18 protein-coding genes, 1 tRNA gene and 2 rRNA genes are annotated in these 16176 nt (G+C 45.7%); 15 read left to right on the forward strand and 6 right to left on the reverse strand.

Translation table 11 applies throughout. The features are described from left to right. The 7 genes from G548_RS0111075 to G548_RS18820 form a co-directional block, all read left to right on the forward strand. Positions 1-167 (forward strand): 23S ribosomal RNA (locus G548_RS0111075); the annotation flags it as partial. A 65-nt stretch (positions 168-232) separates the two neighbouring features. Next, positions 233-349, forward strand: a 5S ribosomal RNA gene (rrf, locus tag G548_RS0111080). A 156-nt stretch (positions 350-505) separates the two neighbouring features. After that, a tRNA-Thr gene (locus G548_RS0111085) sits at positions 506-581 on the forward strand. A gap of 179 nt (positions 582-760) precedes the next feature. Beyond that, on the forward strand, positions 761-1420 hold the full coding sequence (locus G548_RS17980) for a poly-gamma-glutamate hydrolase family protein (RefSeq protein WP_022794230.1): 660 nt from the start codon (positions 761-763) through the stop codon (positions 1418-1420). A 483-nt stretch (positions 1421-1903) separates the two neighbouring features. After that, positions 1904-2446 (forward strand): GNAT family N-acetyltransferase, encoded by a 543-nt coding sequence (locus G548_RS0111100; RefSeq protein ID WP_022794232.1) that lies wholly within the window; start codon positions 1904-1906, stop codon positions 2444-2446. 80 nt (positions 2447-2526) lie between these two features. After that, positions 2527-3180: a deoxynucleoside kinase gene (locus G548_RS0111105; protein WP_022794233.1), complete on the forward strand. Its 654-nt coding sequence runs from the start codon at positions 2527-2529 to the stop codon at positions 3178-3180. A 342-nt stretch (positions 3181-3522) separates the two neighbouring features. Beyond that, positions 3523-4275 (forward strand): peptidoglycan DD-metalloendopeptidase family protein, encoded by a 753-nt coding sequence (locus G548_RS18820; RefSeq protein ID WP_022794234.1) that lies wholly within the window; start codon positions 3523-3525, stop codon positions 4273-4275. A gap of 93 nt (positions 4276-4368) precedes the next feature. Here G548_RS18820 and G548_RS17990 read toward each other — a convergent pair whose 3' ends face one another. Continuing rightward, on the reverse strand, positions 4369-5286 hold the full coding sequence (locus G548_RS17990; protein ID WP_022794235.1) for a SurA N-terminal domain-containing protein: 918 nt from the start codon (positions 5284-5286) through the stop codon (positions 4369-4371). Positions 5287-5497: 211 nt separating this feature from the next. Between G548_RS17990 and G548_RS0111120 the strand changes: the two genes are divergently transcribed. Further along, entirely contained in the window at positions 5498-6409 is a 912-nt protein-coding gene (locus G548_RS0111120; protein WP_022794236.1) for a DMT family transporter, read from the forward strand. Between the two features lie 34 nt (positions 6410-6443). Here G548_RS0111120 and G548_RS0111125 read toward each other — a convergent pair whose 3' ends face one another. After that, entirely contained in the window at positions 6444-6959 is a 516-nt protein-coding gene (locus G548_RS0111125; RefSeq protein WP_022794237.1) for a GNAT family N-acetyltransferase, read from the reverse strand. Between the two features lie 144 nt (positions 6960-7103). Between G548_RS0111125 and G548_RS0111130 the strand changes: the two genes are divergently transcribed. Further along, positions 7104-7337 (forward strand): hypothetical protein, encoded by a 234-nt coding sequence (locus tag G548_RS0111130; RefSeq protein WP_022794238.1) that lies wholly within the window; start codon positions 7104-7106, stop codon positions 7335-7337. 54 nt (positions 7338-7391) lie between these two features. Then, complete coding sequence (locus G548_RS0111135) at positions 7392-8252, forward strand: DMT family transporter (protein WP_022794239.1); 861 nt, start codon at positions 7392-7394, stop codon at positions 8250-8252. 37 nt (positions 8253-8289) lie between these two features. On the opposite strand, the gene G548_RS0111140 is transcribed toward G548_RS0111135, so the two are convergent. From G548_RS0111140 to G548_RS0111150, 3 genes are all read right to left on the reverse strand, one after another. Beyond that, a complete protein-coding gene (locus tag G548_RS0111140) occupies positions 8290-8931 on the reverse strand; it encodes an NAD(P)-dependent oxidoreductase (RefSeq protein ID WP_022794240.1) in 642 nt (213 codons plus the stop codon). 71 nt (positions 8932-9002) lie between these two features. Next, positions 9003-9413: an Rrf2 family transcriptional regulator gene (locus G548_RS0111145; protein WP_022794241.1), complete on the reverse strand. Its 411-nt coding sequence runs from the start codon at positions 9411-9413 to the stop codon at positions 9003-9005. Between the two features lie 200 nt (positions 9414-9613). Beyond that, positions 9614-10495, reverse strand: a complete 882-nt coding sequence (locus G548_RS0111150; protein WP_022794242.1) for a cation diffusion facilitator family transporter — start codon at positions 10493-10495, stop codon at positions 9614-9616. A gap of 303 nt (positions 10496-10798) precedes the next feature. Here G548_RS0111150 and G548_RS0111155 point away from each other — a divergent pair, with 303 nt between their 5' ends. Then, positions 10799-11053: a hypothetical protein gene (locus G548_RS0111155; RefSeq protein ID WP_022794243.1), complete on the forward strand. Its 255-nt coding sequence runs from the start codon at positions 10799-10801 to the stop codon at positions 11051-11053. A gap of 197 nt (positions 11054-11250) precedes the next feature. Continuing rightward, positions 11251-11823: a YdcF family protein gene (locus G548_RS17995; RefSeq protein WP_022794244.1), complete on the forward strand. Its 573-nt coding sequence runs from the start codon at positions 11251-11253 to the stop codon at positions 11821-11823. Positions 11824-11861: 38 nt separating this feature from the next. Here G548_RS17995 and fdhA read toward each other — a convergent pair whose 3' ends face one another. Next, positions 11862-13076, reverse strand: a complete 1215-nt coding sequence (gene fdhA, locus G548_RS0111165; protein WP_022794245.1) for a formaldehyde dehydrogenase, glutathione-independent — start codon at positions 13074-13076, stop codon at positions 11862-11864. A gap of 146 nt (positions 13077-13222) precedes the next feature. On the opposite strand from fdhA, the gene G548_RS0111170 reads away from it, so the two are divergent. The 3 genes from G548_RS0111170 to G548_RS0111180 all read left to right on the forward strand — a co-directional run bounded on the left by G548_RS0111170 (position 13223) and on the right by G548_RS0111180 (position 16171). Further along, complete coding sequence (locus G548_RS0111170; RefSeq protein WP_022794246.1) at positions 13223-13549, forward strand: winged helix-turn-helix transcriptional regulator; 327 nt, start codon at positions 13223-13225, stop codon at positions 13547-13549. Between the two features lie 87 nt (positions 13550-13636). Then, positions 13637-14563 carry a peptidoglycan-binding protein gene (locus G548_RS18825; RefSeq protein ID WP_022794247.1) on the forward strand — a complete coding sequence of 309 codons (927 nt, stop codon included), beginning with the start codon at positions 13637-13639 and terminating at the stop codon, positions 14561-14563. A 180-nt stretch (positions 14564-14743) separates the two neighbouring features. Next, the gene (locus G548_RS0111180) at positions 14744-16171 is read left to right on the forward strand and encodes an SLC13 family permease (protein ID WP_027847367.1); all 1428 of its coding nucleotides are present in this window, start codon (positions 14744-14746) and stop codon (positions 16169-16171) included. Positions 16172-16176 lie beyond the last annotated feature (5 nt).

Consider the following 16176-nt stretch of genomic DNA (forward strand, 5'->3'; position numbering starts at 1 on the left):
TGGACGGGATAAGTGCTGAAAGCATCTAAGCATGAAGCCCCCCTTAAGATGACCTTTCCCCTCTACGGAGATAAGACCCCTTGGAGATGACGAGGTAGATAGGTCCGGCGTGGACGCATGGCGACATGTGCAGCGGACGGATACTAATCGGTCGAAGTCTTATCCACGCACAGCACGATACGCGGCGGTGGCTGCGGTCTCGGTATTTGGTTGTCAGGGCCCGACGGGCCGGTCCGGTGGCAACAGCGAAGAGGATCCACCCGTTCCCATGCCGAACACGGAAGTTAAGCTCTTCAGCGTTGATGATAGCCGGGGGTTCTCCCCCCGTGAAAGTAGATCGCTGCCGGGCACTAAAGCCTTTTTCTCTTACTGGAGAGAAAGGCTTTTATTATATGAAATGATTTAATAATTGTGGTTGACTATGGCTTTAACGCCCTTTACAATAGTACTTGTGTCCGAACAGGGCATTTGTAAGTTTACATAGCTGAGACATTTTATTTTATCTGCTTCCTTAGCTCAGCAGGTAGAGCGCATCCATGGTAAGGATGAGGTCACCGGTTCGAATCCGGTAGGAAGCTCCATTAGTTAAATGACAACGCCAGTCCGAAACGTCGGACTGGCTTTTTTTATCCAGGCCGCTTTCCACAGAACGCGAGCTGGAAAAACATACTCTTTATTTTAAAAAGTGGCGGAATAGGGTAAACTATACTCGTTCTGATAAAAGAACGGTTACTGTTAAAGAAGCGGTGGTGAAGTTTAAATGAGGAAAAAGAAGTACGCTGATTATGCTGAATTAAATGCTGCAGAATTAGAAGGCCGTGATTATGAAATACGTGTACTTCAGGGCAGCCATACAGCCCTGGCGGCTCTGGCTCCGCACGGAGGTGCTATTGAAGCAGGAACAAGTGAACTGGTCGAAGAGCTTCACTACAGCTGTCACTTTTCCACCTATGATTTTCGCGCCAAAAAACGTACTGGTAACAGAAGCCTGCATATCAGGTCTACATGCTTTGATGAACCAAGAGCCCTCTCTCTGGCTGCTGAAGCTTTATTTACAGTTACTCTCCATGGATACCGGGAGGATGAAGAAAAAACCTATATAGGTGGACTGGATACGTCCACGGCAGACCTTATAGGTACAGAGCTGGCTGCTGCTGGTTTTAATGTGGATTTTGAACCTCCATCTGCCATAGAAGGAAAGTACCAGGGGAATATATGTAACAAAAATAAAAGAAAGCGGGGCGTACAGCTTGAGATCAGTTCAGCCCAGCGCCGTGCTTTTTTTGCTAATGAAGACCTGCGCAGTGCGAATAGAGGTAACCGTCTTTCTTCTTTTTATACGTATGCCAGAGCGGTTGGGAAAGCTATGATGCGGGCGGAAACCGCCATTCGTGTTAAAGAAATGCAGATGTCTGAATAAATAATAACCAGGCTTTTTTAAAAGCCTGGTTATTACATAAAGAGCTGATAAAAAGCAATACCTGCATTTACAGCAAAAAGAAGACCGATAAGAAAGCCCCCGAGTAAAGATATGGTGTTAACCCGTATCCGCGGGTCACGAATAGTAAGAGTTGCGGCAAAGGCTAAGGTGAAAAGCGCTGAAAGATAAAACCCGAGTCGGAGTACTTCGTGGGCTCTGTCGCCCAGCTCCCAGGTCAATGCCTGATAGATCATTCCCATTCCGAATACAAGCATAACTGTAAAGAAAACTACGCCAGTGCGTCGCAGAACAGTCAGTGAAAGCACCTCCATATTTATTAATTATATGTATTTAAGCGGGTTTTAAAGCAAACCAGGAGTCTCTGCGAGATTCCAAGTTGATATCGACTCTTTCCTGCCCCTTGTAATTATAACGCAGGGGGCTCTCCTTTATAATAAAATTGGAAAAAAAGAGGAGCTTTTAATGTTTACATACCGTATCCGTGAAGATCTTTATTTAAAGCTGCTGGAGCCATCAGATGCCCGGGCCGTTTTTTCGTTGACAGACAACTCGCGTGATTATTTAAGACAGTGGCTGCCATGGGTGGACCATACGAATGAAGAAGCGGACACAAGAGCGTTCATCCGGAGTGTGCGCCAGGGATGGGCGGATCAAAACCTTTTTTCTGCCGGTATCGTTTTTCAAGGAAGCATTGCCGGCGTAGCCGGCTTTAACCGTCTGGAACATCAAAACAACCTTGGGGAAATTGGTTACTGGCTTGGAGAGGAGTATCAGGGAAAAGGCATTATGACTGAAGCTACAGAAGCGTTTATTTCCTATGGCTTTGACCAGCTTGGCTTAAATAAAATCATTATTAAAGTGGCCACAGCTAACGAAAAAAGCCGTGCTGTACCGGAGAGGCTGGGATTTAAGCAGGAAGGCATACTGCGGCAGGAGCACTGGCTGCACGACCAATACGTGGATATTGCAGTATATAGTCTGCTGAATGCAGAGTGGAAAAATTAAATGGTCGCAACTGCGCAGCGAAGTATATTATAATAGTGCAATGTGTACAAATCCATAATTAGATTGAGGGGTTATTTTTGGTGATTGTAGTAAGCGGAATGATTGGAATTGGCAAAACGAGTGTCGCGCAGATACTTGGGGACGGCTTGGATTCGAAAGTGTACTATGAGCATGTATCAGAAAACCCGATTCTTCCTTTATTTTACAAGGCAGATCAAAAAGAAATTAATGAAAAAAGGTACCCTTTTTTGCTTCAGCTCTATTTTCTCCGGACGAGGTTTCAATCGATCAAACAGGCTTACAAGGATGACGATGCTATTTTAGATCGGAGTATCTATGAAGACTGGTATTTCACAAAAATTAATCGTGATCTTGGAAATATTAACGATATGGAGTTTTCCATTTATGAAGGCCTGCTTGAAGAAATGATGAAAGAAATTGAAGGCCTTCCTTATAAAAAAGCACCGGATCTTAACGTTTATCTGCGTGGCTCCTTTGAAACAGTAATGGACCGGATTTTCGAACGCGGGCGGGATTTCGAACAGGATGAGGAGTTGGTGGAATACTACCGGAAGCTATGGGAAGGCTACGATGACTGGTTGGAAAATTACTATAGCGCAAGTGATACACTAATTGTAGATATGGACAAGACCGATGTCGTTCATAATCCGCAGGATGCTGAAGAGTTGGTGGAACAGGTGAAGGGTCTCCTCCACGCGAAAAATAAAATATAGATAGAATAAAGCTCCCGGGAATAAAGTCTCCGGGAGCTATTTCTTATATAACTAGAAAATTATGAAGGGAAAGTATGGAAGAGGATAAATATTGAATATTATTGCATGACAAACATTGCAGGTATATTTCAAAAAATTGTAATAGTTTACAGTCTTCTAACAACATTGTGTAAGACCTTGTAGCGCTGAGAGCCGCTACGTATACTAAGCCGTAAGCAAACATATCAAATAAAAAATCAGGAGGTGACAGCGTTAATTTATTAACAGGCAGAGTTTATACATATAGGAAACAAAGACGTACCCCAAAGGCAACACTGTTAATAAACATAGCGTGTACTATTTATGAAAAAATTTGTAATGAGTTCGGCGGTAGCGGCAGCAATTTTATTCGCTCCCTCAGTAGCGGACGCTTCCATTGGGGATCAGAACCTTAAATCAGGAATGAAAGATTCAGATGTTTCGGAGCTGCAGCAGTGGTTGAATGATAAAGGCTACGAAGCAGGGCCTGTAGACGGTATTTTTGGACCGCTGACAAAGCAGGGTGTTGAAGCGTTTCAGGCAGCGCAAAGCATTTCCGTCGATGGCATTGCCGGACCACAAACATTTGGAGAGATGAATTTAGGTGATTCGGACGCTTCAGAAGGCAGCTCTGACTCGTCAGAGGATACAGCGGTAGCCGCGGAGTCTACATATAGCAGCTCCGGATTTGCGCTCCCGGCTTCCGGTCCCGTAACGTCTGAATACGGCCAGCGCGGAAGCGGCTCCCATAATGGAATCGATATTGGGTACGGCGGCAGTTCAAGCATTTCTGCTTCTGCTTCGGGAACAGTAACATATGCCGGCACTATGAATGGCTACGGCAATACAATTATTTTAGAGCATACTGTTAACGGGCAAACGTACAATACGCTGTACGCTCATCTAAGGTCCATTAACGTATCAAACGGGGAAGCAGTATCTCAGGGGGAAACGATCGGTATCATGGGTAATACCGGACGGAGTTCAGGCAGACACCTGCATTTTGAAGTGCATGAAGGCGCCTGGAACGGTGCAAAATCAAACGCCGTTAACCCGCGTTCCTACGTTTCTTTTTAATTAACTTAAAAAACAGCGCAGCCTCTGCATAAGAAGCTGCGCTGTTTTGTTGATATAAAAAGCCCCGGCTTAGCAGCCGGGACTTTAAATCCGTTATTCTTCAGAATTGCTGTTTTCTTCTGACTCAGAAGCTACATTGTTTTCGATCTCTGCGTCTTCACGCAGCTGATCAGTGTATTCCTGCTGCTGCTGCTGCTGTTTCTGTGATTTAAGCTGCTGTTCGATCTGCGGGCGCAGGTCTTCAAGAGAACCGGCATCTTCGCCCTGGCCTTGAGTCATTTGATTGTACATCTCTTCTACTTCTTTATCAGTAACTTCAACATCTTCAAGTTCTTCATCCAGGAGCGCCTGTATCTGCAGGGAGGTTCGTGCTTCCTCGCGCAGTTCTTCTTCTGTGTACCCCTGTTCTTCAAGAGCCTGCTGGTATTCTTCATCAGATTCAAACTGCTCTTTAAGAGAGCTTACCTGCTCATCTACATCTTCTTCCTTTACCTCATAATCTCCTGCTTTAGCTTCCTGTACTAAAAGCTCCTGGTTAATGAGGGATTCAGCTGTCTGTTCCTTTAAGTTTGATTGGAGTTCTTCGTTACTTTGGTCACCGGAAGCGGCAGCTTGAGGAGCATATTGCTCATAGTTAGTAGTGAATATTGGTTCAAATTCCTCTTTGGTAATTTCTTCTCCATTCACGGTAGCGACAACATCAGGCACATCGCTTAAGTCCGGTTCAGGCAAATCCTGAGACTGCTGTTCACCGGAATCATTATTATTGCCGGAGCTTTGGTTATTACCAGAGTCCTCGTTATTACCCGAAGCTTGCTGATCAGAGGATCCTTCATTTGATTCTTCCTGCTGGTTGTTTTCATTGTTGTTATTGGAGTTTTCCTCTGACTGCTGCTCTTCGTTGCCATTATTATTGTCAGAGGAATTCTCCCCGCCATCGCCATTGCTGCAGGCGCCAATAATTGCCACCGAAAGGGCGAGGCCTGTGCTCAGAATCCATTTTTTGCTCACTCTGATTTCTCCTCTCCATTGTATGCTCTCCGGGCATTGTAACACACGCCGTTACTCCTGTATGCTTTAATAGTCTATAAAAATGTATAATTATTATGAAAACTTGTAAAAGAAGAAAAAAGTATTGAAAGTTACGGGAGAATGTAGGGAAATCTCAAAATTTCCCGGGAAATGCCCATAATATTTCGGAAAGAAAAGGTGGGAGCTTAGTATGGCTGCTTATATTATGCTTATTATGGTAGTGTTTTTTTATTCCGGAAATATTTTAGTAGGAAAGGCCATCAACGAGCTGCCTCCCTTTACGATAGCTTTTTTCAGGCTGTTAATTGCCTTTTTATGCATCATACCTTTGGGATGGAAAAGCGCCTGGAAGGCACGAAACGTATTTTGGAAGCACAGGCTGCCGCTTATTGTTTTAACAGTTACAGGGGTTACGTTTTTTAACACCTTCATTTATGGAGCGCTCCAATTTACTTCCTCCACCAATGTTTCTGTACTGGAAACAGTAATTCCAGCGGTAACCGTTTTATTGAGTACATACATTTTAAAAGAAAGACTGCGCTTTATTCAATGGATTGGTGTCGTGCTGTCAATTGTAGGGGCACTGTGGGTCGTAATGAATGGGAGATTGTTTGCTATAGCGGAAATGCACTGGAATGCCGGTGACGGTATTATGATAGGGGCGATAGCCTGCTGGTCCATTTATTCCATCGCTGTAAAACGTTATATGCATCTATTTCCCCCGTACGGTGTACTGCTCGTAATGACAGGGGCATCAATTATAATTTTAGTTCCTTTTATTACGGCGGAGTGGCTCTTTCTCGGAGTGCCTTCCTTCTCCTTAAGCGAGCAGCTGCCAAGCCTTGCTTATCTGGGGCTCTTTCCAGGGTTCATCGCTCTATTGTTTTATAACCGGGCGGTCGACCAGCTTGGAGCCTCCAAAGCTTCGGTTTTCCTGAATTTTCTGCCGGTAGTTACGATGGCGGGAGCTGTGCTCTGGCTCGGGGAAACGTTAACGCCAGCCAAGGTAATCGGGGCGCTGATTGTGATAGCTGGTGTGCTGCTTACCACTCAGGGGAGGCCAAAACGGTTTCCTGAAGGGCAAACGAAAAGAAGACCGTAAAAAGCTGCTTCTCCCGAATAGGGAGAGGCAGCTGTCATTGTTCCACGGGTGTCTCCGGGCCGGAGAGGGCGCGCTGGTAAAAGACAAGATCAAGCCATTGTTCAAACTTGTACCCGGCCTTTTTCACCGTGCCAACATACTCAAAATCCTCTGTTTCATGCAGGTAAATGCTACCCGGGTTGGAAGAATCTATGCCGGCGATCATAGTGGCGAAGCCCTCCCGTTCCGCATGATCGATTACTGTGCGGAGAAGGGCACGGCCAACCCCGGCGCCACGGGCGCCAGGATGAACATATACTGAATGCTCAATGGAGTATTTGAAAGCTGCCCAGGGGCGGAATGGACCGTAAGCAGCATATCCTTGAACCTTTCCATTTTGTTCATAAACAAACACAGGAAGACCGTTTTGTTTTTTTGTCCGCAGCCATTCCAGCCGGTTTTCTTCTGAATAAGGATGGTAATCGTAGACAGCGGTGGTGTTTACGATTGCGTCATTATATATCTCGGTAATCGCGTGAATATCGGCTTCTTCAGCCTGACGGATGCTCATGGAAATTCCCCTTTCTCCGCTTAAAAATAATACATTTCCTCTCTTTTCGCAATCATTATGTATAAAGAAAGGAAGAGCAGGGAATATATTTAAAAGGCCATAAAGAGAATAGCCGAAGAAATTAAATAGGAGGGAGAGCAGGACATGACACTAAAAGTAGTTTTTGATTCCGGGATTGCCGGCAGTGACCGTATTCAGGTGAATGATGAAATTACGCTGACGTACACGTGCGAGCATTACGAGCCAATAGACGGCTCTCCTTATTTTAAAGTGGATTTTGAAACGAAGGATCCTTTTGAACCGGGGGAGGGAACTGTCTATTTTGATGGTACGAATTCCAGGGTGGATAAGTACGGTCATGTGTTTTATCTGTTATAAAAGAAGCTGCCCTTGCGGCTTCTTAGTACATAAGAACAAGTAGGAGTGCGGGCCATGTGGTTTATTTTAGCGCTGTTAAGCGCCTTGGTATTTGGATTTTCTTCTTTTTTCATGAAAGTTAATTCTTTTTGGCAGCTGCCGTTAACACCATTTTTGACGGGGCTCTACACGAGTGGGAGCGTCGGTTTTCTGATTTATGCTTTAATGGAGGGCTCCTGGCATTTAAGCTTGGCGGTGCTTTTTGGTGGTGTGATGGTGGGGGCTGGTTCCACATTCGGAAACCTTTTGTACATGAAGGCCTTAAATGTTGGGCCGGCGAGTCTTTCCTCTCCGTTGGTAAATACAAACATTCTTCTGATTGTTCTGTTAGGCGTATTTATATACGGTGAGCAGATCGGAGCAGCTCAGTACGCGGGCATTGGTTTAATTATGGCAGCTATTGCAGTACTCCCGCTGGATCCGAAGGAGGACTTCTCGATAAAAAGCGGCGTATGGTACGGGTTTATTTTAACAGCTACATTATTTATGTTTTTCCGGAATGGAGGGCTGAAAATAACAGAAGAAGCCGGGCTTGAGAATACCCCGGTATTGTTCGCGGGCTATCTGTTTGGCATGTTTTATTCGTTATATGGGTGGAGCCGGGCAAAGAATCAGCAGGCCAGTGCCGCTGCTCGTATACATACGAAAAAAGCATTTAGATGGGGGCTGGTTACAGGAATTTTTTCATTTGGGGGAATGCAGTTATACGCTGCCGCTCTTCGGGAAGGACCGGCAAGTATTGTGTCTCCACTGTTTGCGGCCCACGCGCTTTTAGTAGCGGTGCTCTCGATGCTTTATCTGCAGGAACGCATTACAAGGTATCAGACGGTAATCCTTGCAGTAGTCCTTATAGGGATTGTTCTTCTGCGCCTGTAATATAAAAATCCGCCAAAAAAAGCGGCGGATTTGGGTTTTATGCGCGTTCGCCCACAACAGCGAAGCGCTGGTTTTCATGAGACGCTGTTTCGATTTCATCGACAACTGCCACGGCGTAATCTGCATAGCTGATATAGCTTTCCTGATCGCTGTTAAGCGGCAGTACCTCCTGGGAGGTGGAATAGGAGCCGGTGCGTCTGCCCTCTACGTCAAAATTTACAGCTGGACTGATAAACGTCCACCGTATGTCCGTTGTCTGCTGAAGGTCCTGTAAATTCCGGTTCTGACCGTTAGCGGTGGGTTTTACTGCCTCGGGAAATTCCGGCGTTTCCACGACCCGGGTCGTTTTTCCCTCATCTGTAAACAAGCTGCCGGCGCCTCCCACAACAATGAGACGGGTAGCTGCAGCTTCCTGAATAATAGAAATAAGGTGCCGCCCGGCTTCTACATGTGCTTCTTCTTCCCCGAGACCGGCTCCAAACGCATTCACGACCACGTCAAAGTCCGATACGTCTGAAGCAGTTAACGAAAACAGGTCTTTTTCTTTTACATTCATGCTGCTGTCAGGAAGCTTTGAAGCATCCCGGACAATGGCTGTCGTTTCTATGCCCCGGGCTTCTGCTTCTTTTAAAATATGGCTGCCGGCTTTTCCGGAAGCGCCGATAATGCCTGCTTTCATACATCAATCACACCTTTTGTTTTTGGTTTTTACAGCTTCATATATGAGCGGAAAAAACCTCTCTTTATATTTTATACAAAAAGATGAGACGTCACATCTGCCAGGCTCTGCTTCTGGAGCTCTGCTTCCATAGCATTCTGAGCCCGTTTAAATGATTCGTCCAGAGTACTTTGAATATTTCGTCCGACAGGGCAGTCAGGGTTTGGGCTGCTGTGAGTGGAAAATAGCGGGTCGTCCTGCTGAACTGCCCGGTAAATCTCAAGAAGCGTAATATCTGCCGGAGCTTTCGTAATTAAAGCACCGGAGACGCCGGGCTTTGTCTGCAGCAGACCCGCCTGCTTTAACATACCTGAAATTCGGCGGATAACGACGGGGTTTGTATTAACGCTTGCTGCCATATAACTGGAGCTGAGTCTTCGCTCCGGTTCACTTGCAAGCAGCGAAAGAATATGGACAGCGACAGAGAATCGTGTATTTATCATTGCTGATCACCACCTGTAACTTTAATGGTTACAAAACGATCATAGAATAATAGTTTATAAAAGTTCAGTACCATTTCTTATTTCGGTTCCTTGACTTCCAAATTGAACGGTGTCGGCCAAGTGCTTTTAACTATACCCATTTTCATCGATAATAGAACTAGAAATTGAAATGGGCCGGATATCTTGAACAGAAGCAGTGTTCAGTGCTCAGCGTTTTCCGGTTCGACGTGCACATGAACGTCATGTACACCGTGCTGCTCGATTAAAGCATATTCCACCTTTGTAGCTGTATTGTGTGCTTCCTGGATATCGATTGAAGGGTCCACCAGAATGGTAATATCGACCACGGTGTTGTTCCCGTAATTTCTTGCTTTAATATTCCGGACTTTCTGCACGTCATACAGTTTGGAAATTGTTTCCCGGTAATCTTCAATTTTATTTTCATCGAAGCCGTCGGTGAGCTGCAGCGCCGCGCCCCGGAAAACGTCCCAGCCGGTTTTAATAATTAATAAGCCTACAAGAGCAGCTGTCAGCGGATCAAGCCAATACAGCTGAAACTGAGCGCCAATAATGCCGATGACTGTACCGATACTCACCATGGCATCACTCCAATTATCCTTAGCTGCAGCCATGATGGATGGGCTGTTAATTTTTTTGGATAAATTTTTGTTGTAGGTGTAAACGCCGAACATACAGATGGCAGCAAAAGCGCCGACAAAGGCAGAAATTAATCCGGGCGGGTCGGTTGGCCCCGCGAGAATAGATTGCACCGCGCTCACAAATACCTGAAGACCGACAGCAAGCATAATAAAAGAAGTAAACAAAGAAGCAACCATTTCTGCCTTCCAATGGCCGTAAGGGTGATCGGCGTCCGGCGGCTTCTGGGAATAGCGGAGGCCGAACAAAACAGCGATCGATGCGATTGTGTCTGTTAAGTTATTTAAACCGTCGGCACGAAGAGCGGCAGAATTAGCCAGCTGGCCGACGGTGAGCTTTAAGGCAGAGAGAAATAAATAAGCGAAGATGCTGATGATAGCTCCCCGCTCTCCGCGTTTTAAGTTACGAATACGTTCATCATTCATATGACCGGGTCTCCTTGCGCAATTGATCGATCTATAGAGTAGCAGGAAAGCTGCCATTGAGTCTACAGCAACGTTTTTCTACAAAGGTATAAAAATAACTAAAGGGAAAAAAAGTTTCCTTGTAGCAAAAAACGTAATAATGTATAAAGTATAAGCTTTTTGTTCCCAATCGTCTGTAATATTTGTTATACTAAACCCATCAACCAGTTATATAACAATGAACCATTCGTTATGCTTGGGTGAACCAGGTGAAGAACCTATTAGCAGTAACGGGTGGCATCAGCTATCAAGGAGGCCAATAGAATGGTTGAAAGAAATGCAGACGTAGAAGAATTTTTAAATTCGCTCCCGGAACAGCAAAGCTCGATATTCCGCTACATGAGAGATGAATATGAGGCATTGGCAGAGCGGGGGGAGCGGTTTGACGAAGCTAAGAATGACGAACACGTAGAAATTCTGGCCAGTAAAAAATTCGACGTTTCTCCTTTAGAAGCTGGAAACATTTATGCGACGGTAGAATCGCGTATTAACGCTTTTGAAGCCCTGCGTTCTTCGTAAAAAACTCTAAACGACCAACGATGATAAAAAACCTGCTGAACCAGCAGGTTTTTTTGTGTGGGGAAGCTCGAAAAGAGTGGTATAGTGTAAATAATCCTCAGTGCTGATACGCTTGCTGTTCAGAAATAGCTGTTAAGAAGAATGGTCTTTCTGATACAATGTATCCGTACCTTTCATTAGAGGCGGAGGAACAAGGCATGAAAAAGATCTTTTACAGTCTGCTTTTTGTTATAGGGGCAGCTTTATTAATCAATGCATCGTTTTTTGCACTTCCGCAAAAAACCGTAGCATCCCTTTTAACACACCAGGACGAACCGAAAAACGCAGACGTTATCATTGCTCTAAGCGGCGATTTTGAACGTTTATATACGGTAGCTGATTTAATAGAAAAAGGCTATGCAGATAAAGTGATTTTAACCAATGGAGAAGATGGCAGCTTTAATGAAAACCTGGCTGTGCGGGCAGGAATACCTGAAGAAGCGATTATTATGGAAAATCAGGCAGTCAGCACTCATGAAAATGCTGTATATTCAAAAGAGATTATGCAGGAGCGGGATTTTGACTCTGCTCTGGTGGTAACGAGTGATTACCATATGAAACGGACCAAAATTCAGTTTGATGATGTGATGTCAAATACAGGTATTACTCTGGATTATGTACCTCATGTGCATGCAAAAGAAGCATGGGGGCCTAAGCACGTACAGCTTTGGAAGGAATTTTATAAACTTACGGGTACAATAGGGATCGAATCATGGGACCGGATGTCATAAAAAACGAGCAGAGAAGCCTCTGCTCGTTTTGCATTTAATTAAGACCGGACAGAGCCGTGCGGGTCAATAACGAATTTCTTCGCGGCCCCTTTGTCAAAGTCCTGATAGCCTTTAGGTGCGTCGTCCAGTGAAATCAGTGTGGCGTTTACAGCTTTGGCAATCTGTGCTTTATCGCTTAGAATCAATTTTAGCAGATTGCGATGGTATTTCATAACCGGTGTTTGTCCGGTAACGAACGTGTGGGCCTTCGCCCAGCCTAAACCGATACGAATTTTCAGGGACCCCTGCTTGGCATCGCTGTCAGAAGCGCCAGGGTCCTCTGTAACATATAGCCCCGGAATACCCAGCTGCCCACCGGCTTCTGTAACCCTCATGATCGAGTTCAGCACGGTGGCCGGAGCTTCTTTCGCGTCGGGGCCGTGGCCGGATGCTTCAAAGCCAACGGCGTCAACGGCGCAGTCTACTTCCGGTATACCGAGGATCTGCTCAATCTGCTCGCCAAGGCTGTCGTGCTTTGTTAAGTTAACAGTTTCGCAGCCGAAGCTTTCTGCCTGCTTCAATCGCTGTTCATTAAGGTCACCTACAATAACAACGGAGGCACCGAGAAGCTGGGCGGAGTGAGCGGCTGCAAGCCCTACAGGCCCTGCGCCGGCGACATATACAGTAGAACCGGGACGTACACCTGCAGAAGCGGCTCCGTGGAAGCCGGTTGGGAAGATATCTGAAAGCATCGTCAGGTCCATGATTTTTTCCATTGCCTGTTCTTTGTCAGGGAAGGCAAGCAGCTGAAAGTCTGCATAAGGAACCATAACATATTCAGACTGACCGCCTACCCAGCCGCCCATGTCTACATAACCATAAGCTCCTCCAGGGCGTTCAGGGTTTACATTTAAGCATATATGAGTTTTTTGTTCTTTACACAATTTACATCTGCCGCATGCGACGTTAAATGGTACAGAGACAAGATCGCCTTTTTTAATAAATTCTACGTCGCGTCCTACTTCCACTACTTCCCCTGTAATCTCATGTCCAAGAGCCAGTCCTTTAGGCGCAGTCGTTCTTCCGCGCACCATATGCTGATCGCTTCCGCAAATATTTGTCGTCACAATCTTAAGAATAACACCGTGTTCACACTTTCGTCCTGCGTTGGAAGGCGGGACTCCGGGGCCTTCGTGAAGTACTAAATCAGGATAGCCAATGTCTTGAATCTCAACGTTACCAGCACCTTGATAAACCACTGCTTTGTTGCTCATCCTTTGATTCCTCCTCATAGTCGTGAAGTAGGAGCGCTTACGCCCTACTATCAGTGTATTTGATAAATTGACAGCAAGGAAGTACGCACTTTCTTGTTTGTTGCTTTCTGCCATGATACTATGTATAAAAAAGGGAGCGCTTTCATATGATGGATCCATTCCAGGCACATTGCGAGATGGAAGTGACGCTGGCTGTAATAAGTGGTAAATGGAAAGCAGATATTGTCCGGATACTCTCTGAGGGTACTCCCCGAAGATACGGCTTTTTTCAGAAAAACCTCCCTGAAGTTACCCCGAAAATATTGACGAACCAGCTGCGCGAGCTTGAAAATGCGGGCATTTTGACACGTGCCATTTATCCAGAGGTGCCGGTCCGGGTTGAGTACCAGCTTACGGAAGCCGGGACGGGTCTTCTCCCGATTTTAGAAGCGATGGAAAGATGGGCTCAAAGCTATACAAAAAAATTTCAGTAAAGTGGTTGTAAAATACAGCCTGGCATCCCCTTTTATGTATAGAAGCCGCAATATACCGGCTGACTATATGAAAAAGGGGATGTTTTAATGTTTCAACAACTGCCTCAGCTCGTCGATGTACGGGGAAGCGTAAAAAGAAATGGTTCTTACCAGAAGCGGTCACTATCACAGATTACAGGCATCGCAAGACACCATTCAGCAACAACAAGCGGCGATGCTTTTTCCTTTGCCAATTATCATGTAGATTCTCTCGGCTGGCCGAGCGTTGGCTATCATTTTGTAATTACAAAAGAAGGAACGATTCAATGGGCCAATGGGATTGACCGGATTTCATACCATGTAGGAAACAACAACACCCCATTAATAGGTGTCTGCCTGGTCGGAAGCAGTTCATTTACCGAGGCGCAGGAGCGATCGTTTTTTGATCTTCAGGCGGCCTTAAGAGGTACCAGTGGCGTAGAAGTTTCCATCAGTGGCGTAAAAGGGCACCGGGAGTATCCTGGCCACTCTTCAAACGCTTGCCCGGGCATCGATATGGATATTGTGAGAGAAGCGGTACGTGAAGGTCACCCGGTAGGAGAAGATTTAACCCCAACGCTTCGTCCAGGCGACAACGGCCCGGCAGTCGCCAGAATGCAACAGCTGCTGATTGATGCTGGGGAAAAGCTCCCGCTGTACGGCACAGACGGAGATTTTGGAGAGGAAACGGAAAACGCAGTCCGTTCCTTCCAGGAGTCACAAAATTTAACTGTAGACGGCATTGTTGGCCCGAACACCTGGGAAGCTCTTGAAGCCTCTGCAGTTAAAGGAAAGCTTGCGGTAGTATTGGCTGAAATATTGAATGTACGCTCCAGGCCTTCCTTTGACGCCGATGCGGTAGCGGGCACGGTCAGCCAGGGAGAAGCATTCACTATTATGGAAAAAGTGAAGGTGGACGGAAGCAGCACTGAAATGTTTCGTTTAAAATCAGGTCTGTATATTACTGCTCATCCAAGCTATGTACAGGTAAAATAGGATGTTCAGAAGGTGGGTGCCATAGAGGCATCCACCTTTTTTGCTATTTTTTTCTTATTTATAATATTTATCCAAGTAAATGGTTTTTTTCTATATAATGAGCATTATGCGGTGTTAAAAACAGAATATTCCGATCTGCATTTAACACTGTTTACATATTTATTTGAAAGGAGCGCCGCCATGCCATTAAGGAAAAAAATCGGGCTGCTGCTGGGCCCGGCTTTATTTGCGTTATTATTTTTTCTTCCATCGCTTACCGGTCTTGAAAGCGAACCGAGAGCAGTACTTGCCGTTACGGTCTGGGTAGCTTCCTGGTGGATTACAGAAGCCATTCCCATACCAGCTACGTCGCTGCTCCCGATCTTTCTATTGCCAATTACAGGAGGGGCGGATGAAGAAACAGCAACAATGGCGTATGCTGATCCCATTGTTTTCATGTATATGGGTGGTTTTACCATTGCTCTTGCGATTGAAAAATGGAACTTACATAAACGAATTGCGATGACAATTATTTCGTTTGTCGGTACTGGGGGTCAGCGCATTGTGCTGGGCGTTATATTGGCAACTGCCCTATTGTCCATGTGGATTTCAAATGCTGCGACAGCATTAATGATGCTGCCAATTGCGCTGGCTTTAATTAAAGAGGTGAAGGATAAAGATTTTTTTGATGAAGTATCCCTGAATCGTTTTGCTAAGGGGCTGCTGCTGTCAGTGGCTTATGCGGCCTCTATCGGCGGGCTGGCCACGTTAATAGGATCAGTGCCCAATGCTGCTTTTGCCGCCGTAGCTTCTTCCAATCTGGATCGTACGGTGACCTTTGCCGAGTGGTTTTTATTTGGTTTTCCTTTAACGGTTATTCTATTGACCGGTCTTTATTTTTATTTAACGAAAATTCAGTTCCGTGTGACAGCGCAAAAGGATATTTCAACGGATTTTGCGAGAAACCAGCTGAAAGAGCTGGGGCCGATGTCTTATGAAGAAAAATCGGTGCTGACCATCTTTACAATTGTCGGTTTTCTTTGGATTACAAGCGGCTTTATTCCGGAAGCCTACCGTCTTTCCGACACTTCCATATCCATTATTGGAGCTACATCGATGTTTTTGCTTCCTGCTAAACAGGAGAGGGGCGGGCTGATGGTATGGCAGGATATGAAAGAGCTCCCCTGGGGGCTGCTTCTGCTTTTCGGGGGCGGATTGTCTCTGGCGGCCGCGTTTGAATCTTCGAATTTAACAGGATGGTTTGGCGAGCTGTTGGGGGGACTTGAAGTACTTCCTTTTGTCCTGATTTTAATAGTGCTTGCTGCGATTGTATTATTTATGACAGAAATCATGTCCAATACGGCAGTGTCGAATATGCTGATGCCAATCAGCATTGGGCTTGCGCTTGGCATTGGAGTAGACCCTTACGCCATCATGGGCATCGTGGCTCTTACTGCCAGCTGCGCTTTCATGCTGCCCATATCCACCCCACCCAACGCCGCGGTGTTCAGTTCAGATTATTTAACCATCGATGATATGGTGAAAGCCGGGTTTTGGATGAACATTGTTGCTATTTTCGTTATTGTGGCCTTTGTTTATTTCTGGCAGCCGGTTGTATTGAACTATTAAGCGAT

The organism is Marinococcus halotolerans DSM 16375 (assembly GCF_000420725.1).
GTDB lineage: Bacteria > Bacillota > Bacilli > Bacillales > Marinococcaceae > Marinococcus > Marinococcus halotolerans.